Origin of the sequence: Pseudomonas sp. Pseusp97, assembly GCF_047304025.1 — a bacterium.
Lineage (GTDB): Bacteria > Pseudomonadota > Gammaproteobacteria > Pseudomonadales > Pseudomonadaceae > Pseudomonas.
The window spans coordinates 1-14,559 of record NZ_JBGLYK010000060.1 but is presented as its reverse complement, the minus strand read 5'-3'; the positions used below and the strand labels follow the sequence as shown (position 1 = coordinate 14,559).

Annotated in this window: 15 protein-coding genes; 12 read left to right on the top strand and 3 right to left on the bottom strand. The window is 66.5% G+C overall.

Features of this window, described 5'->3' with window-relative positions; translation table 11 throughout:
- Window positions 1-147 precede the first annotated feature (147 nt).
- Together ACCC94_RS12790 and ACCC94_RS12785 are read left to right on the top strand one after the other, a co-directional pair.
- Complete coding sequence (locus ACCC94_RS12790; protein ID WP_413349829.1) at window positions 148-2,688, top strand: penicillin acylase family protein; 2,541 nt, start codon at window positions 148-150, stop codon at window positions 2,686-2,688.
- A 197-nt stretch (window positions 2,689-2,885) separates the two neighbouring features.
- Window positions 2,886-3,428, top strand: a complete 543-nt coding sequence (locus ACCC94_RS12785; RefSeq protein WP_413349828.1) for an AAA family ATPase — start codon at window positions 2,886-2,888, stop codon at window positions 3,426-3,428.
- 150 nt (window positions 3,429-3,578) lie between these two features.
- Here the strand turns inward: ACCC94_RS12785 and dcd are convergent, their stop codons facing one another.
- Both dcd and apbC read right to left on the bottom strand, forming a co-directional pair.
- Window positions 3,579-4,145 (bottom strand): dCTP deaminase, encoded by a 567-nt coding sequence (dcd, locus tag ACCC94_RS12780; RefSeq protein ID WP_254471607.1) that lies wholly within the window; start codon window positions 4,143-4,145, stop codon window positions 3,579-3,581.
- Window positions 4,146-4,241: 96 nt separating this feature from the next.
- On the bottom strand, window positions 4,242-5,336 hold the full coding sequence (gene apbC, locus ACCC94_RS12775) for an iron-sulfur cluster carrier protein ApbC (protein WP_413349827.1): 1,095 nt from the start codon (window positions 5,334-5,336) through the stop codon (window positions 4,242-4,244).
- A 302-nt stretch (window positions 5,337-5,638) separates the two neighbouring features.
- On the opposite strand from apbC, the gene metG reads away from it, so the two are divergent.
- Genes metG through ACCC94_RS12750 form a run of 5 tightly spaced genes read left to right on the top strand, consistent with a single transcriptional unit; the run spans window position 5,639 to window position 10,374 of the window.
- Complete coding sequence (gene metG / locus ACCC94_RS12770) at window positions 5,639-7,672, top strand: methionine--tRNA ligase (protein ID WP_413349826.1); 2,034 nt, start codon at window positions 5,639-5,641, stop codon at window positions 7,670-7,672.
- A gap of 51 nt (window positions 7,673-7,723) precedes the next feature.
- Window positions 7,724-8,521 (top strand): DUF4349 domain-containing protein, encoded by a 798-nt coding sequence (locus ACCC94_RS12765; protein WP_413349841.1) that lies wholly within the window; start codon window positions 7,724-7,726, stop codon window positions 8,519-8,521.
- A complete protein-coding gene (locus tag ACCC94_RS12760; protein ID WP_413349825.1) occupies window positions 8,518-8,850 on the top strand; it encodes a hypothetical protein in 333 nt (110 codons plus the stop codon). The genes ACCC94_RS12765 and ACCC94_RS12760 overlap by 4 nt, the downstream gene beginning before the upstream one ends.
- Complete coding sequence (locus tag ACCC94_RS12755; RefSeq protein ID WP_413349824.1) at window positions 8,850-9,965, top strand: glutathionylspermidine synthase family protein; 1,116 nt, start codon at window positions 8,850-8,852, stop codon at window positions 9,963-9,965. Before ACCC94_RS12760 ends, ACCC94_RS12755 begins: the two co-directional genes overlap by 1 nt.
- A 10-nt stretch (window positions 9,966-9,975) precedes the next feature.
- Window positions 9,976-10,374 carry a DUF350 domain-containing protein gene (locus tag ACCC94_RS12750; RefSeq protein ID WP_413349823.1) on the top strand — a complete coding sequence of 133 codons (399 nt, stop codon included), beginning with the start codon at window positions 9,976-9,978 and terminating at the stop codon, window positions 10,372-10,374.
- Here the strand turns inward: ACCC94_RS12750 and ACCC94_RS12745 are convergent.
- The gene (locus ACCC94_RS12745; protein WP_413349822.1) at window positions 10,368-10,889 is read right to left on the bottom strand and encodes a hypothetical protein; all 522 of its coding nucleotides are present in this window, start codon (window positions 10,887-10,889) and stop codon (window positions 10,368-10,370) included. The genes ACCC94_RS12750 and ACCC94_RS12745 overlap by 7 nt on opposite strands.
- 147 nt (window positions 10,890-11,036) lie before the next feature.
- Between ACCC94_RS12745 and ACCC94_RS12740 the strand changes: the two genes are divergently transcribed.
- From ACCC94_RS12740 to rsxC, 5 genes are all read left to right on the top strand, one after another.
- The gene (locus ACCC94_RS12740) at window positions 11,037-11,282 is read left to right on the top strand and encodes a type II toxin-antitoxin system CcdA family antitoxin (protein ID WP_045209847.1); all 246 of its coding nucleotides are present in this window, start codon (window positions 11,037-11,039) and stop codon (window positions 11,280-11,282) included.
- On the top strand, window positions 11,282-11,593 hold the full coding sequence (locus tag ACCC94_RS12735; RefSeq protein WP_413349821.1) for a CcdB family protein: 312 nt from the start codon (window positions 11,282-11,284) through the stop codon (window positions 11,591-11,593). Before ACCC94_RS12740 ends, ACCC94_RS12735 begins: the two co-directional genes overlap by 1 nt.
- 37 nt (window positions 11,594-11,630) lie before the next feature.
- The gene (gene rsxA, locus ACCC94_RS12730; RefSeq protein WP_413349820.1) at window positions 11,631-12,215 is read left to right on the top strand and encodes an electron transport complex subunit RsxA; all 585 of its coding nucleotides are present in this window, start codon (window positions 11,631-11,633) and stop codon (window positions 12,213-12,215) included.
- The gene (gene rsxB / locus ACCC94_RS12725; RefSeq protein WP_413349819.1) at window positions 12,212-12,766 is read left to right on the top strand and encodes an electron transport complex subunit RsxB; all 555 of its coding nucleotides are present in this window, start codon (window positions 12,212-12,214) and stop codon (window positions 12,764-12,766) included. Before rsxA ends, rsxB begins: the two co-directional genes overlap by 4 nt.
- Window positions 12,763-14,559 (top strand): electron transport complex subunit RsxC (rsxC, locus tag ACCC94_RS12720; protein WP_413349818.1); only part of this gene is annotated, 1,797 nt, incomplete at its 3' end. The genes rsxB and rsxC, both read left to right, overlap by 4 nt.

The following is a 14,559-nucleotide window of genomic DNA, read 5'->3' as shown; positions in this document are numbered from 1 at the left end:
GAAGGCCCGCCGAGCGCGGGCCTTCTGCTGTCCGGCCCGTCTCTTCGTCGGCGGCTGAAAATCCCGCCGCGCGTGGCTTGCACAGCTATCCTCGGCTCACTAACGTAGCGCCTTTTCCGCGACCTCTTCGTGCAGGAGCACATCCCCATGGCCCCGCGAGCCTTCCGCCGGCTTCCCAGCTTCGGCCTTGCCGCCACCCTCAGCGCCGCTGTCAGCCTCACCGGCTGCCAGGGCTGGCTCAACGACCGCTATGCAGGCAGCCTGCCGCCCAGCTATGGCGTGCAGCCGATCAAGGGCCTGGCGGACAACGTGTCGATCCGCCGCAATAGCCTGGGCATGCCGCTGATCGAGACCAGCACCTTCCACGACGCGCTGTTCACCCTGGGCTACGTGCATGCCAGCGACCGCATCAGCCAGATGGTCGGCCTGCGACTGATGGCGCAAGGGCGACTGTCCGAGATGGTCGGCCCCGGCGCGCTGGAGACCGACCGTTTCATGCGCACGGTGAACCTGAAGAAGGCCGCCGATGCGCTCTATGCCGGCTCCTCGCCGCGCCTCAAGCGCTTCTTCGAGACCTACGCGCGCGGCGTCAACGCCTACCTGTACCGCTACCGCGACAGGCTGCCGATGGACCTCGCCGAGTCCGGCTATCGTCCCGAGTACTGGAAGCCGGAAGACTCCGCGCTGGTCTTCAGCCTGCTGAACTTCGGCCTGGCGGTGAACCTGCAGGAAGAGATCGCCTCCCTGGTGCTCGCGCAGAAGGTCGGTGCCGACAAGCTGCCCTGGCTGACGCCGATCTACCCGGACGAAGCGCTGCCCTTCGAGGAAGCCGAGAAGCTCAAGGGCCTGCGCCTGGACGGCAGGATCGCCGGCCTCGACGCCCTCGACCGCGCCGCCGGCCAGGTCGCCGCGCTGCAGATGATGGGCGTCGCCGCCTCCAACAACTGGGCCATCGCCCCGCAGCGCACGCGCAGCGGCAAGAGCATCCTGGCCAACGACACCCACCTGCCGCTGTCCATGCCCTCGGTGTGGAACTACGTGCAGATCCGCTCGCCCAAGTACAACGCCGCGGGCGTCTCCATCGCCGGCGTGCCGGGCGTGGTCGCCGGCTTCAACGGCAAGCTGGCCTGGGGCATGACCATGGTCATGGGCGACAACCAGGACCTCTTCCTCGAGCAGGTCAAGCGCCAGGGCAGCAAGCTCTACTACCTCGCCGACGGCCAGTGGAAACCGGCGGTCGAACGCAACGAGACCTTCTTCATCAAGAGCCGGAGCCCGGTCCGCGAGGTCATCTACGAGACCCGCCATGGCCCGCTGCTCAACAGCGCGCTGGGCGAGCGCAAGCACGACCTGCAACCGCTGCCGCTGTCCAGTGGCTACGGCATCGCCTACCAGAGCATCCAGGGCGAAACCGACCGTACCCTCGACGCCTTCTTCGATCTTTCCCGTGCGAAGAACGTCGAGCAGGCCTTCGACGCCACCCGCGACGTGCGCGCGATGGCGCTGAACATCGTCTTCGCCGACGAGAAGCACATCGGCTGGCAGGTCACCGGGCGCTTCCCCAACCGCAAGGAAGGCCGCGGCCTGCTGCCCTCCCCCGGCTGGGACGGCCGCTATGACTGGGACGGCTACGCCGACCCGATCCTGCACCCGTCCGACCAGGACCCGGCGCAGGGCTGGCTGGGCACCGCCAACCACCGCAGCGTGCAGCCGGGCTACGGCGCGCAGCTGTCCAGTTCCTGGTACTACCCGGAGCGCTACGAGCGCATCGCCCAGCTCGCCGGCGGCAGCAAGAGCCACGACTACCGCAGCATGATCGCCATGCAGTACGACCAGACCACGCCGTTCGCCGGCAAGCTGCAGTCGATGCTGGATGCGCCGGGCATGGCGCAGCCGCTGAAGAAGGCCATCGATGCCCTGCCCGCCGACCAGCGCGCCCGCGCCCGCGAAGCGCTGGAGCGGATCATGGCGTTCGACGGCAAGCTCTCGGCCACCTCCGGCGACGCTGCGTTGTACGAAGCCTTCCTGCAGGAGAGCACCAGGCAGATATTCCTCGACGAACTGGGCCCGGAAGACAGCCCATCCTGGAAGGCTTTCGTCGAGACCGCCAACCTGTCCTACTCGGCCCAGGCCGACCACCTGCTGGGCCGCGACGACAGCCCGTTCTGGGATGACACCCGTACCCCGCAGAAGGAAGACAAGCCGGCGATCCTCGCCCGCAGCCTGGCCGCCGCCACCGCCTTCTGCGAGCAGAAGCTGGGCAGCGACCGCCGCGCCTGGCAGTGGGGCAAGCTGCACACCTACGAGTGGGTCAGCGACAGCACCAAGATGGCGCCGAACCTGAGCGCCGGCGACCGCGCCAGCCTCGGCGCGATCAAGGGCTACCTGGACCGCGGCCCCTACCCGGCCGGCGGCGACCACAGCACGCTGAACGTCTCGGCCTACCACTGGGGCCAGGACTTCAACACCTGGCTGATCCCGGCCATGCGCATCGTTGTCGACTTCGGCCAGAGCGAGCCGATGATCGGCCTCAACAGCAGCGGCCAGTCCGGCAACCCGGCCAGCCCGCACTACGCGGACGGCATCGACGCCTGGCTGAAGGGCAACTACATGAGCTTCCCCTTCCAGTCGCAGAACCTGGAGAAGGTCTACGGCGTGAAGCGCCTGACGCTGGTGCCGGAGAAGTGATGATCTGAAAAATATTTCTTCGGGGTCGGGAACTTGCTTCCCGCCCCGGAATCAGATTTGTCGACTTACTCCATGATCATATTCAGGCACCCTCTGGGTGCCTTTCTTTTTTCCCGCTCCGATTCCGCTGCACCTCCCTTCGCAACGCCCTTCCCGGCCTGTACTCCCTCGCATCCTTTCCTACAGGAGTCATCGCCATGTCCGAATCCCTCATCGTCATCACCGGCGGCCCCGGCGCCGGCAAGAGCACGCTGCTCGATCATCTGCACCGGCATCACGGCCTGAACGTCGTAGAGGAAGGCGGCCGCGCCATCATCCGCGAGCAACTGGCTCGTGGCGGCGATGCATTGCCGTGGGCAAACCGGGGCGCCTTCTGCCGGGAAATGTTCGAGCACGCGCTGACCACCCGCGCACGGGCGCTCGATGCGGGCGGGCAGTGGCTGTTCGATCGCGGCCTGCCGGATGTGCTGGGCTACGCACGGCTCTGCGGCCTGGCGCCCCCGGAGGGCCTGGAACGCGCGGCGCGGGAGCAGCGCTATGGGTCTACCGTTTTTCTCGCCCCCGCCTGGGAAGCCATCTACCGCAACGACGCCGAACGCCGACAGGACTTCGCCGAGGCGCAACGCACCGCGGCGGTGATGGCGGAGGTGTACGAAGATTTGGGCTACCGCGTGCTGGAGCTACCCCTCGGCAGCCTGGAGGACCGGGCGACGTTTATCCTGGCACGGTGCCCCGTGTAGGAGCGAGCTTGCTCGCGAACGGCGCTTGCCGGTGAGCACCGAGCCGTTCCATTCGCGAGCAAGCTCGCTCCTACAGATTCCGATGGTCGCCGGGGAGGATGGGCAATAAAAAACCGGGCCTTGGCCCGGTTTTCCACCGCATGAACGCGATCAGGCCTTGGGCAGAGTGACGCCGGTCTGGCCCTGGTACTTGCCGCCGCGATCGCGGTAGGAGACTTCGCAGGCTTCGTCCGACTGCAGGAACAGCATCTGCGCCACGCCTTCGTTGGCGTAGATCTTCGCCGGCAGGTTGGTGGTGTTGGAGAACTCCAGGGTCACGTGGCCTTCCCACTCCGGTTCCAGCGGGGTCACGTTGACGATGATGCCGCAGCGCGCGTAGGTGCTCTTGCCCAGGCAGATGGTCAGCACGTCGCGCGGGATGCGGAAGTACTCGACGGTGCGGGCCAGGGCGAAGGAGTTCGGCGGGATGATGCAGACGTCGCTGTTAATGTCCACGAAGCTCTTCTCGTCGAAGTTCTTCGGGTCGACCACGGCCGAGTGGATGTTGGTGAACACCTTGAATTCGGCGGCGCAGCGCACGTCGTAGCCGTAGCTGGAAACACCGTAGGAAATCACCCGGCTGTCATCGGCACCACGAATCTGGCGCTCGACGAACGGCTCGATCATGCCGTGTTCCTGAGCCATGCGGCGAATCCACTTGTCCGATTTGATGCTCATGGCGGGTGTCCTGTGCGGCGGTTGAAAAAAGAAGGCGAATCTTACCGGCAGGCGCGCCGCCCGGCAAAGGGGCGCGCCCGGCGGCGTTGTCACAGATCAGTCGTCGCTGATGGAGATGTTCGGCATGTCCGGCGCGGCCTTCTCGCTCAGGGCGATGCGGGCGCCGACGCTGCGGGCCATTTCCTGGTAGATCATCGCCAGCTGGCTTTCCGGGTCGGCGATCACGGTGGGCTTGCCGCCGTCGGCCTGCATGCGGATGGCCATGGACAGCGGCAGCGACGCCAGCAGTTCGACGCCGTACTGCGCGGCCAGCTTCTCGCCCCCGCCTTCGCCGAACAGGTGCTCGGCGTGGCCGCAATGGGAGCAGATGTGCACGGCCATGTTCTCGACCACGCCCAGCACCGGGATGTTGACCTTGCGGAACATCTCCACGCCTTTCTTCGCGTCGAGCAGGGCCAGGTCCTGCGGGGTGGTGACGATCACCGAGCCGGCCACCGGGACCTTCTGCGCAAGGGTCAGCTGGATGTCGCCGGTGCCCGGCGGCATGTCGATGACCAGGTAGTCCAGGTCGTTCCAGGCGGTCTGGGTAATCAGCTGGATCAGCGCGCCGGAGACCATCGGGCCGCGCCACACCACCGGCGTGTTGTCGTCGGTAAGAAAGGCCATGGACATGACTTCCACGCCGTGGGCTTGCAGCGGGACGAACCACTTCTGCTCGCGGATCTGCGGCCGGGTGCCTTCGGGGATGCCGAACATGATGCCCTGGCTCGGGCCATAGATGTCGGCGTCGAGAATGCCCACCTTCGCCCCCTCGCGGGCCAACGCCAGCGCGAGGTTGGCGGCAGTGGTGGACTTGCCCACGCCGCCCTTGCCGGACGCCACGGCGATGATGTTCTTGACGTTACTCATGCCCGGCACCTGGGCCTGGGCCTTGTGTGCGGAGATGTGGGTTTCCACCCGGACCTGGGCCGAGTCGACGCCGTCCAGCGCCTCCAGGGCCATCTGCACGGTCTGCGCCAGGCCGTTCTTGAACAGGCCAGCCGCATAGCCCAGCTCCAGGGTCAGCGAGATGCCCCCGCCCTGGATGTCCAGCTCGCGCAGGTAGCCGGCTTCCAGCAGGTTCTGGCCGGTGTGAGGGTCGTTGATCTGGCGGAGAAGGTTTTCCACCGTGGCTCGGTTGGCGGCGCCCATGGGTACTCCCGATGAAAGACTGAGCAGAATGGGCGGGTATCTTACGCCTCTCGCCGCCGCCTTGCTCGGGATCATCGGGGGTAGGCAGGGTTCGCGAGCAAGAACTGGGCGTCCCCCTCGCTCCTGCAGACCAGCCTCGTACAAGGCGGCTTTTCGTAGGAGCGAGCTTGCTCGCGAACAGCCCAGCGCCCCCTGCACAAGGGCCAACTCACCCTGACAGCCAAGCGGCTCACGGATGAAAATTTCCCCCCGCCCCTATATAGTTGCCGATTCCCTCGTTTTAACCGGAACGGCCGATCATCATGTCCGAAGCCCGCAAGATCCTCGTCACCAGCGCCCTGCCCTACGCCAATGGTTCGATCCACCTGGGTCACATGCTGGAGTACATCCAGACCGACATCTGGGTGCGCTTCCAGAAGATGCGTGGCAACCAGGCGGTGTACGTGTGCGCGGACGACGCCCACGGCTCGGCCATCATGCTGCGCGCCGAACGCGAAGGCATCACCTCCGAGCAGCTGATCGACGGCGTGCGCGCCGAGCACATGGCCGACTTCGCCGACTTCATGGTCGACTTCGACAACTACCACTCGACCCACTCGGAAGAGAACCGCGAGCTGTCCTCGGCCATCTACCTGAAGCTGCGCGAGGCCGGCCACATCGCCACCCGTCCGGTGACCCAGTACTTCGACCCAGAAAAGCAGATGTTCCTGGCCGACCGCTTCATCAAGGGCACCTGCCCCAAGTGCGGCACCGCCGACCAGTACGGCGACAACTGCGAAGCCTGCGGCGCGACCTACTCGCCCACCGAGCTGAAGGACCCGAAATCGGCGATCTCCGGCGCCACCCCGGTGCTCAAGGAGTCGCTGCACTACTTCTTCAAGCTGCCTGACTTCCAGCAGATGCTGCAGCAGTGGACGCGCAGCGGCACCCTGCAGGACTCGGTGGCCAACAAGCTCGCCGAGTGGCTGGATGCCGGCCTGCAGGAATGGGACATCTCCCGCGATGCGCCCTACTTCGGCTTCGAGATTCCCGACGCGCCGGGCAAGTACTTCTACGTCTGGCTGGACGCGCCGATCGGCTACATGGCCAGCTTCAAGAACCTCTGCGCACGTCGCCCGGAACTGGACTTCGACGCCTACTGGCAACAGGGTTCCGACGCCGAGCTGTACCACTTCATCGGCAAGGACATCGTCAACTTCCACGCGCTGTTCTGGCCGGCCATGCTCGAAGGCGCCGGCTACCGCAAGCCCACCGCGCTGAACGTGCACGGCTACCTGACCGTCAACGGCCAGAAGATGTCCAAATCGCGCGGCACCTTCGTCAAGGCGCGCACCTATCTGGACCACCTGGACCCGGAATACCTGCGTTACTACTACGCCTCCAAGCTGGGGCGTGGCGTGGACGACCTCGACCTGAACCTCGAGGACTTCGTGCAGAAGGTCAACTCCGACCTGGTCGGCAAGGTGGTCAACATCGCCAGCCGTTGCGCCGGCTTCATCCACAAGGGCAACAACGGCCTGCTGGTGGACGCCAACCCCGCGCCGGAGCTGGTCGAAGCCTTCCACAGCGCCGCGCCAAGCATCGCCGCCGCCTATGAAGCCCGCGACTTCGGCCGCGCCATGCGCGAGATCATGGCCCTGGCCGACCAGGCCAACGCCTGGATCGCCGACAAGGCGCCCTGGTCGCTGAACAAGCAGGAAGGCAAGCAGGACGAAGTCCAGGCCATCTGCGCCCTGGGCGTGAACCTGTTCCGCCAGCTGGTGATCTTCTTGAAGCCCGTGCTGCCGAAGCTGGCCGAAGCCGCCGAAGCCTTCCTCAACGTCGCCCCGCTGAAATGGGCCGACCATGAGCAACTGCTGGCCAACCACCCACTCAACCCGTTCAACCCGCTGATGACCCGTATCGAGCCCGCGAAAATCGAAGCCATGATCGAAGCCTCCAAGGAAGACCTCGCCGCCGCCAATCAGCCCAAGGGCAATGGCGAACTGACCAAGGACCCGCTGGCCGCGGAAATCAACTTCGACGCCTTCGCCGCCGTCGACCTGCGCATCGCCCTGATCGAGAAGTGCGAGTTCGTCGAAGGCGCCGACAAGCTGCTGCGCCTGTCCCTGGATATCGGCGACGAGAAGCGCAACGTGTTCTCCGGCATCAAGAGCGCCTATCCGGACCCGAGCAAGCTCGAAGGCCGCCTGACCCTGTACGTGGCCAACCTGGCGCCGCGCAAGATGAAGTTCGGCATCTCCGAGGGCATGGTCCTGGCTGCCGGCCCCGGCGGCGAAGAGATCTACCTGCTCAGCCCCGACAGCGGCGCCAAGCCCGGCCAGCGCGTCAAGTAAGACACTCGTCACGCAAGACACTGCATCACGGCAAGGAGGCCATCGATGAAACTGCACCACTGGGCAGCGCTCGTCCTCAGCGCTGCCCTCGCCGGCTGCGGCGCTCCCTCGGAGCACGCCGCCGGTTCCGGCGCCGCTGTCCAGGGGGGAGCGGCGAAAGCCGGCTCCTTCCTCGCCTATGAGCACCAGGTCGGCATCCGCCTGGCCAGCGAGCGCATCGACGCGCAACTGGCCGCCACCCGCGATGCCTGCACCCAGGACCGCTTCGGCCAATGCGAGCTGATCGCCATCGAGCAGAGCGGCGACAGCCAGATGCGCAATGCACACCTCGTCGTGCGCATCGTCCCCGATGGCGTGGAAAAACTCGTCGCCCTCGCGGCAGAAGGCGGACAACTGCAGAGCCGCAGCACCCGCGCCGAAGACCTCGCCCAGGCCGTCAGCGACAACCAGCAGCTGCGCGACCGGCTGGAGCGCGAATACCAGACCCTGCAAGGCTTCCAGGGCCGCAAGGAGATGAGCGTCAGCGACCTGCTGGCCCTGGCCAAGGCCACCGCCGAGGTCGAGCAGCAACTGCACGCCGCCCGCCAGGACTCGGCCCAGCAGCAACGGCGCCTATCGACCAACCTGCTGACTCTGGACTTCGCCAGCGAGTACCAGCCCACCGGCCGCTGGTCACGCATCGGCAAGGCCTTCGGCAACTCCCTCGACGAACTCACCGACGGCACCGTCAACGCCATTCAGGTGGCCGCTTTCGGCCTGCCGCTACTGGTGGTGCTGCTCATCGCCGGCCTGGCCCTGCGCTGGCTCTGGCGAAAGCTCGGATCCCGGCGCCCCGCTAAGCCAACATGAAGAAGTCCAATATCGTCTTCACGACCCTGCTCACCGGCGGGTTGCTCTACAACGTGCTGCACCACAACCCGGTGTACCGCGACCTCTACGCCAACCGCGAGGACTGCCTGAAGGACTGGGGCGCCACGCCCAACGCCTGCGAGCCCGAATCCACCAGCAGGAGCGGTGGCGGCAGTTACACCGGCAGCAGTTCCGGGCGCTACCGCGGGCCGAGCTACGAAGATGGCTCGCGACCGAAAACCGCGCAGAACTACCAGGTACAGTCGCGCCAGCTGGTCACCCGCGGTGGTTTCGGCCACTCCGGCGCGCGCTTCTCCGGGGGCGGCTGATGCGTCGCCTGGCCATGACGCCGCGCGCCGACTGGCGCGAGCGCTGCGAGGCGGTCGGTTTCACCTTCCACAGCATCGACGGCCGGTACTGGGACGAATCGGTGGCCTACGAATTCAGCCTCGAACAGATCGAGACGCTGGAAGCCGCCAGCGAAGACCTGCACCAGCGCTACCTGGAATGCGTGGAATGGGTGATCCGCACCGGACACTTCGAGCCCTTCCAGCTGCCGCCGGGTGCCCGCGAGGAAATCATCCGTTCCTGGAACCGCCAGGACCCGAGCCTCTATGGCCGCTTCGACTTCGCCTGGAACGGCGAAGGCCCGCCGAAGATGCTCGAGTACAACGCCGACACCCCCACCGGCCTGCTGGAAGCCAGCGTGGTGCAGTGGCAGTGGCTGAACGACGTGAACCCGGCCGCCGACCAGTTCAACTCGCTGCACGAGAAGCTGATCGCGCGCTGGAAGGCCATCACCCCGGACGGCCTGCTGCACTTCACCGCCATCGACGGCCACGAGGAAGACACCGGCAACGCCCTCTACCTGCTCGACACCGCGCACCAGGCCGGGCTGCCCACGCGCTACCTGCCGCTGGAGTTCATCGGCCACCACGCCGGGCGCGGCACCTTCATCGACCAGTACGAGCAGGACATCCGCCACTGCTTCAAGCTCTACCCCTGGGAATGGCTGCTGCAGGACAGCTTCGCCGAACACCTGGAGCGCAGCGACATCCGCTTCCTGGAGCCGGCGTGGAAGCTGCTGATGTCGAGCAAGGCCATGCTGCCGATCCTCTGGAAGCTCAACCCGAATCACCCGAACCTGCTACCGGCCAGCTACCGCCAGGACATCCCCGGCGCTTACGTGCGCAAGCCGCTGTATTCGCGCGAAGGCGAGAACATCCGCATCGTCGTCGGCGACCTGCAACTGGAAAGCGACGGCCCCCACGCCGACGCGCCCTGCATCTACCAGGGCTATGCGCCGCTGGCCAACCACGATGGCAACTACGCCGTGCTCGGCTGCTGGGTGATCGACGGCCAGGCCGCCGGCCTGGGCATCCGCGAGGACGCCAGCGCCATCACCCGCGACAGCAGCCGCTTCGTTCCCCACTATTTCGTCTGAAGGATCCGCCATGAACCTGCTGCAGACCCTGCCCAACTTCCTCGCCTACTTTGCCTCCGCCATCGGCCTGTTCGGCCTGTTCACCCGCCTCTACATTCGCCTGACGCCCTACGCGGAAATCCAGCTGATCCGCCAGGGCAACATCAGCGCCGCCGTGGCCCTGGTCGGTACCCTGCTGGGCTTCGCCCTGCCACTGGCGAGCGCCATCGCCCACAGCGTCAGCCTGGTCGACATGCTGGTCTGGGGAGTGATCGCCATGCTAGTGCAGGTACTGGTGTTCCTCGGGCTGTCGCGGCTGGTGCCGGAGCTCAAGGGCGGCATCGAAAGCAATACCCTGGCCCACGGTGTATTCCTCGGCGGCGCCTCGCTGTGCGTGGGATTGCTCAACGCCGCCTGCATGACCTATTGAGGGGAATCCTCACACTCCACATCCGCCGCTCCCAGATGCTCGAAGCCTTCCAGATACAGGCACGATGCATCCTCGGCGCAATCCTGCAGCGAGGCATTGCTCAGGTTGGCCCGTGAAGTGGGGTCGTCCAGGTTCACCTCCGGGAAGATATCGGCGACTTCGTCGGCAGTCATGATCCTGTCGAAGGTGACGTTGACCGACTGCAGGCGGCCGAACTCCCAGTCCAGGTCCACCGCCGCGATGCGCGAATCGATCTGGCGCACCAGCGCTTCCGGTAGCTGCGGACCGGCGTAGCTGATATCCGTGGCATGGCAGGCGTCCCCCCAGTCGCTCAGCTTCCTGCTGGCGGCGCAGCTGAACTGCGCGTCGGCATGGCCGGTGCGCTGCTCCAGCAGGCAGGCGAAGTCGGCGACATTCATCCGCGGCCAACCGATCAGGTCAGCGGTGTTGAAAGGGGCGGCCGAGGCCAGCGCACTGGAGAACAGCAGGCAGAGGGCGGTGAAGCTTCTGGGCATGGGCAGGTCCGTGGGGAAAACCGGGCGGGTTCGGCAGCCGCCGATATTCCTCCCGCCGCCCTGCCATCGCAACTGATTTACCGCGCGGGAAGATTGTCCCTGACCGGTAATGCGCATAACCTATGCGCATCTACCGTGGAGGTGCCCATGCACACGACCTATGACCCCCAGGCGCCGAAGAAAGCCACCAACCTCAGCCTCAACAGCGACCTGCTGAAACAGGCCCGGGAACTGGACGTGAACCTCTCGGCGGTGCTGGAGGAGGCGCTGGCCGACGTGGTCAAGGAGCGCCTGGGCCAGCGCTGGCTGGAGCAGAACCGCGAAGCCATCGAAACCTACAACCAGCATGTCGAGGAAACCGGCGTGTTCAGCGATGGATTGCGGAGCTTCTGATGAAGCAGTTCGACCTCTACCGCAACGCCAATCCGCGCACCCGCGAGGCAGTCCCGCTGCTGCTGGACGTGCAGAGCGACCTGCTCGCCTCCCTGAACACGCGCATGGTCATCCCGCTCAGCCGCGCCAAGGGGCTGGCCGGGATCAATCGGCTGATGCCGGAAGTACGCGTCGGCGATGAGACGCTCCTGCTGCTGACTCCGCAGATGGCCGGTATTTCCCGTCGCGAGCTGGGCGAGCCGGTGGGCAGCCTGGCGCACCTGCGCCTGGAGATCATCGCCGCCATCGACCTGCTGATCAGCGGCATCTGAGCATGAACAACCCACGCCTGCGCACCGGTCGCCAGCCATGACCGAACTCGCCCTGATCCTGATCAGCGCCATCCTGGTCAACAACTTCGTGCTGGTGCAATTCCTCGGCATCTGCCCGTTCATGGGCGTTTCGCGCAAGATCGAGACGGCGCTGGCGCTGGCTTTGGCGACCACCTTCGTGCTCACCCTCGCCTCGGCGGCGAGCTACATCCTGCAACGCTACGTGCTGCAGCCGCTGGACCTGGAGTACCTGCGCACCATCGGCTTCATCCTGGTGATCGCCGTGGTGGTGCAGTTCACCGAGCTGCTGGTGAAGAAGACCAGCCCGCTACTGGCGCAAACACTGGGCATCTTCCTGCCGCTGATCACCACCAACTGCATCGTGCTCGGCGTGGCGCTGCTGAATGTGCGCAACGCCGAATTCGGCTTCCTGCAATCCACCTTCCAGGGCTTCGGCGCCGGGCTGGGCTTTACCCTGGTGCTGGTGCTGTTCGCCGCCCTGCGTGAGCGCATCGCCCTCGCCGACGTGCCCAAGCCGTTCAAGGGCGCGGCCATCGGCATGATTACCGCCGGGCTAATGTCGCTGGCATTCATGGGCTTCAGCGGGTTGCTCAAGCCATGATCGCGGCGCTGCTGATCATCCTGGCCGGCCTCGCCGGGGCCGTGGCGTTGCGCATGCAGGCGGCACGAGTGAAAGTCGCCGACGAATCCGTCGCCGGGCAGATCAACGACCTGCTGCCGCAGACCCAGTGCGGACAGTGCGGCTACGCCGGCTGCAAGCCCTACGCCCAGGCCATCGCCGAGGGCGACGCGATCAACAAGTGCCCGCCCGGCGGCGCCGCGACCATCGCCGCCCTCGCCGAACTGCTGGACGTCGAGCCATTGCCGCTGGACGCCGCCGAAGAAACTCCGGCACGCGTGGCCTACATCCGCGAAGCCGAGTGCATCGGCTGCACCAAGTGCATCCGCGCCTGCCCGGTGGACGCCATCGTCGGCGCGGCCAAGCTGATGCACACGGTGATAGCCGACGAATGCACCGGCTGCGACCTGTGCCTGGAGCCCTGCCCGGTGGATTGCATCGAGATGCGCGACCTGCCGCTGCGAGTCGCCGACTGGAAATGGCCGCTGCCCCGGGGCCGGCTGATCCAGACCGACCGGGAGCAGGCAGCATGAACGCACAGGTCTGGAATTTCCCCGGCGGCCTGCAATTGCCGGCCAACAAGCAGCAATCCACCGCCTTGCCGATTCAGCAGCCGCCGTTGCCGCGCCGACTGGTAATTCCGCTGCAGCAACATATTGGCGAGCCCGCCGTGCCGTGCGTCGAAGTCGGCGAGCGCGTACTCAAGGGCCAGCTGATCGCCGAGGCCGGCAGCGCCATCAGCGCCGCGCTGCATGCGCCGACCTCCGGCACCGTAGTGGAGATCAGCGAGCAACCCTATCCACACAGCTCCGGCCTGTCGGTGGCCGCCATCGTCATCGACAGCGATGGCCGGGACGAGTGGACGACGCTGAAACCCGAGACCCAGTACGCGTCCCTCTCCGGGGTCGAACTGCTGCAGCGCATTCGCCAGGCCGGCATCGCCGGTCTGGGCGGCGCCGGCTTCCCCACCGCCGCCAAGCTGGCCGCCCGCGCCCAGGACGACCTGCACACCCTGATCATCAACGGCGCCGAGTGTGAGCCCTATATCAGCGCCGACGACCTGCTGATGCGCGAGCGCGCCACCGAACTGGTGGAAGGCATCGAAGTATTGATGCACATCCTCCAGCCGCAGCAGGTGCTGCTCGGCATCGAGGACGACAAGCCCGAGGCGATCGCCGCCGTGCAGGCCGCCATCGGCGAGCGGTCGATCCGCCTGCAAGCGGTGCCGACCCGCTATCCCTCTGGCGGCGAGCGCCAGCTGATCCAGCTTCTCACCGGTCGCGAAGTCCCTGCCGGCGGGCTGCCGGCGGACATCGGCATGCTCTGCGTGAACGTCGGCACCGCCGTTGCTGTGGCCGATGCCGTGTTGCGCGGGCGGCCGCTGATCTCGCGCATCACCACCCTCACCGGCGCCGCGCTGGCGCGTCCGTGCAACGTCGAAGCGCTGCTCGGCACGCCGGTGGTCGAGCTGCTGGAGTTCGCCGGTCTCGACCAGGCCAGGCTGGACCGCCTGCTGCTTGGCGGGCCGCTGATGGGCGCCGCCCTGCCCTCGCTGGACGTGCCGCTGATCAAGACCGCCAACTGCCTGCTGGCCGCCACCCGCGAGGAACTTCCGCCACCGCCGCCGGAGATGCCCTGCATCCGCTGTGGCGACTGCGCGCAGGTCTGCCCCGCCAGCCTGCTGCCGCAGCAGCTGTATTTCTTCGCCGAAGACCACGACCAGCTGATGGCGCATGACCTGTTCGACTGCATCGAGTGCGGCGCCTGCGCCTACGTCTGCCCGTCGAGCATTCCGCTGGTGCAGTACTACCGGGCGTCCAAAGCCGAGATCCGCGACCTGGAACAACGCCAGCTGAAGGCCGAGCACTGGCGCCTGCGCTTCGAGCAACGCCAGGAGCGCCTGCGTCGCGAGGAGGAGCAACGCACTGCCGACCGTCTGGCTCGCCAGGAGCGTGCCGCCCGCGTGCAGGCACACCAGCCTGAAGTGCAAGCGCCTGCCGCGCCGGCCGCGCAATCGGTGATCGAACGAGTGAAGGCCGAGAAGGCCGTGGGCAATGCGCCCGACCAGCTCAAGCGTCTGAAGATCGAGGCAAGCATGGCCCAGGTCGCGCTGAAGAAAGCCGAGAAACAACTGGCCGCCCACGACACCGAACAACTGCGCAGCCAGGTCACCGAGCTGCGCGTCGCCGCCGAGGAGGCCAAGGCCGCTCTGGCGACAGCCGAAGCGCAGGGCGCCATCGCGGAGCCAGCGCCCGCGGCTGCGCCTGTTACGGACGAAGCGGCGCTGAAGAAAGCGAAGATCGACGCCGCCATGGCCCGCGCGCAA

Coding starts and splice junctions, on each gene's coding strand:
- ACCC94_RS12790 (WP_413349829.1), top strand. CDS start 148: ATGGCCCCGCGAGCCTTCCGCCGGCTTCCCAGCTTCGGCCTTGCCGCC.
- ACCC94_RS12785 (WP_413349828.1), top strand. CDS start 2,886: ATGTCCGAATCCCTCATCGTCATCACCGGCGGCCCCGGCGCCGGCAAG.
- dcd (WP_254471607.1), bottom strand. CDS start 4,145: ATGAGCATCAAATCGGACAAGTGGATTCGCCGCATGGCTCAGGAACAC.
- apbC (WP_413349827.1), bottom strand. CDS start 5,336: ATGGGCGCCGCCAACCGAGCCACGGTGGAAAACCTTCTCCGCCAGATC.
- metG (WP_413349826.1), top strand. CDS start 5,639: ATGTCCGAAGCCCGCAAGATCCTCGTCACCAGCGCCCTGCCCTACGCC.
- ACCC94_RS12760 (WP_413349825.1), top strand. CDS start 8,518: ATGAAGAAGTCCAATATCGTCTTCACGACCCTGCTCACCGGCGGGTTG.
- ACCC94_RS12755 (WP_413349824.1), top strand. CDS start 8,850: ATGCGTCGCCTGGCCATGACGCCGCGCGCCGACTGGCGCGAGCGCTGC.
- ACCC94_RS12750 (WP_413349823.1), top strand. CDS start 9,976: ATGAACCTGCTGCAGACCCTGCCCAACTTCCTCGCCTACTTTGCCTCC.
- ACCC94_RS12745 (WP_413349822.1), bottom strand. CDS start 10,889: ATGCCCAGAAGCTTCACCGCCCTCTGCCTGCTGTTCTCCAGTGCGCTG.
- ACCC94_RS12740 (WP_045209847.1), top strand. CDS start 11,037: ATGCACACGACCTATGACCCCCAGGCGCCGAAGAAAGCCACCAACCTC.
- ACCC94_RS12735 (WP_413349821.1), top strand. CDS start 11,282: ATGAAGCAGTTCGACCTCTACCGCAACGCCAATCCGCGCACCCGCGAG.
- rsxA (WP_413349820.1), top strand. CDS start 11,631: ATGACCGAACTCGCCCTGATCCTGATCAGCGCCATCCTGGTCAACAAC.
- rsxB (WP_413349819.1), top strand. CDS start 12,212: ATGATCGCGGCGCTGCTGATCATCCTGGCCGGCCTCGCCGGGGCCGTG.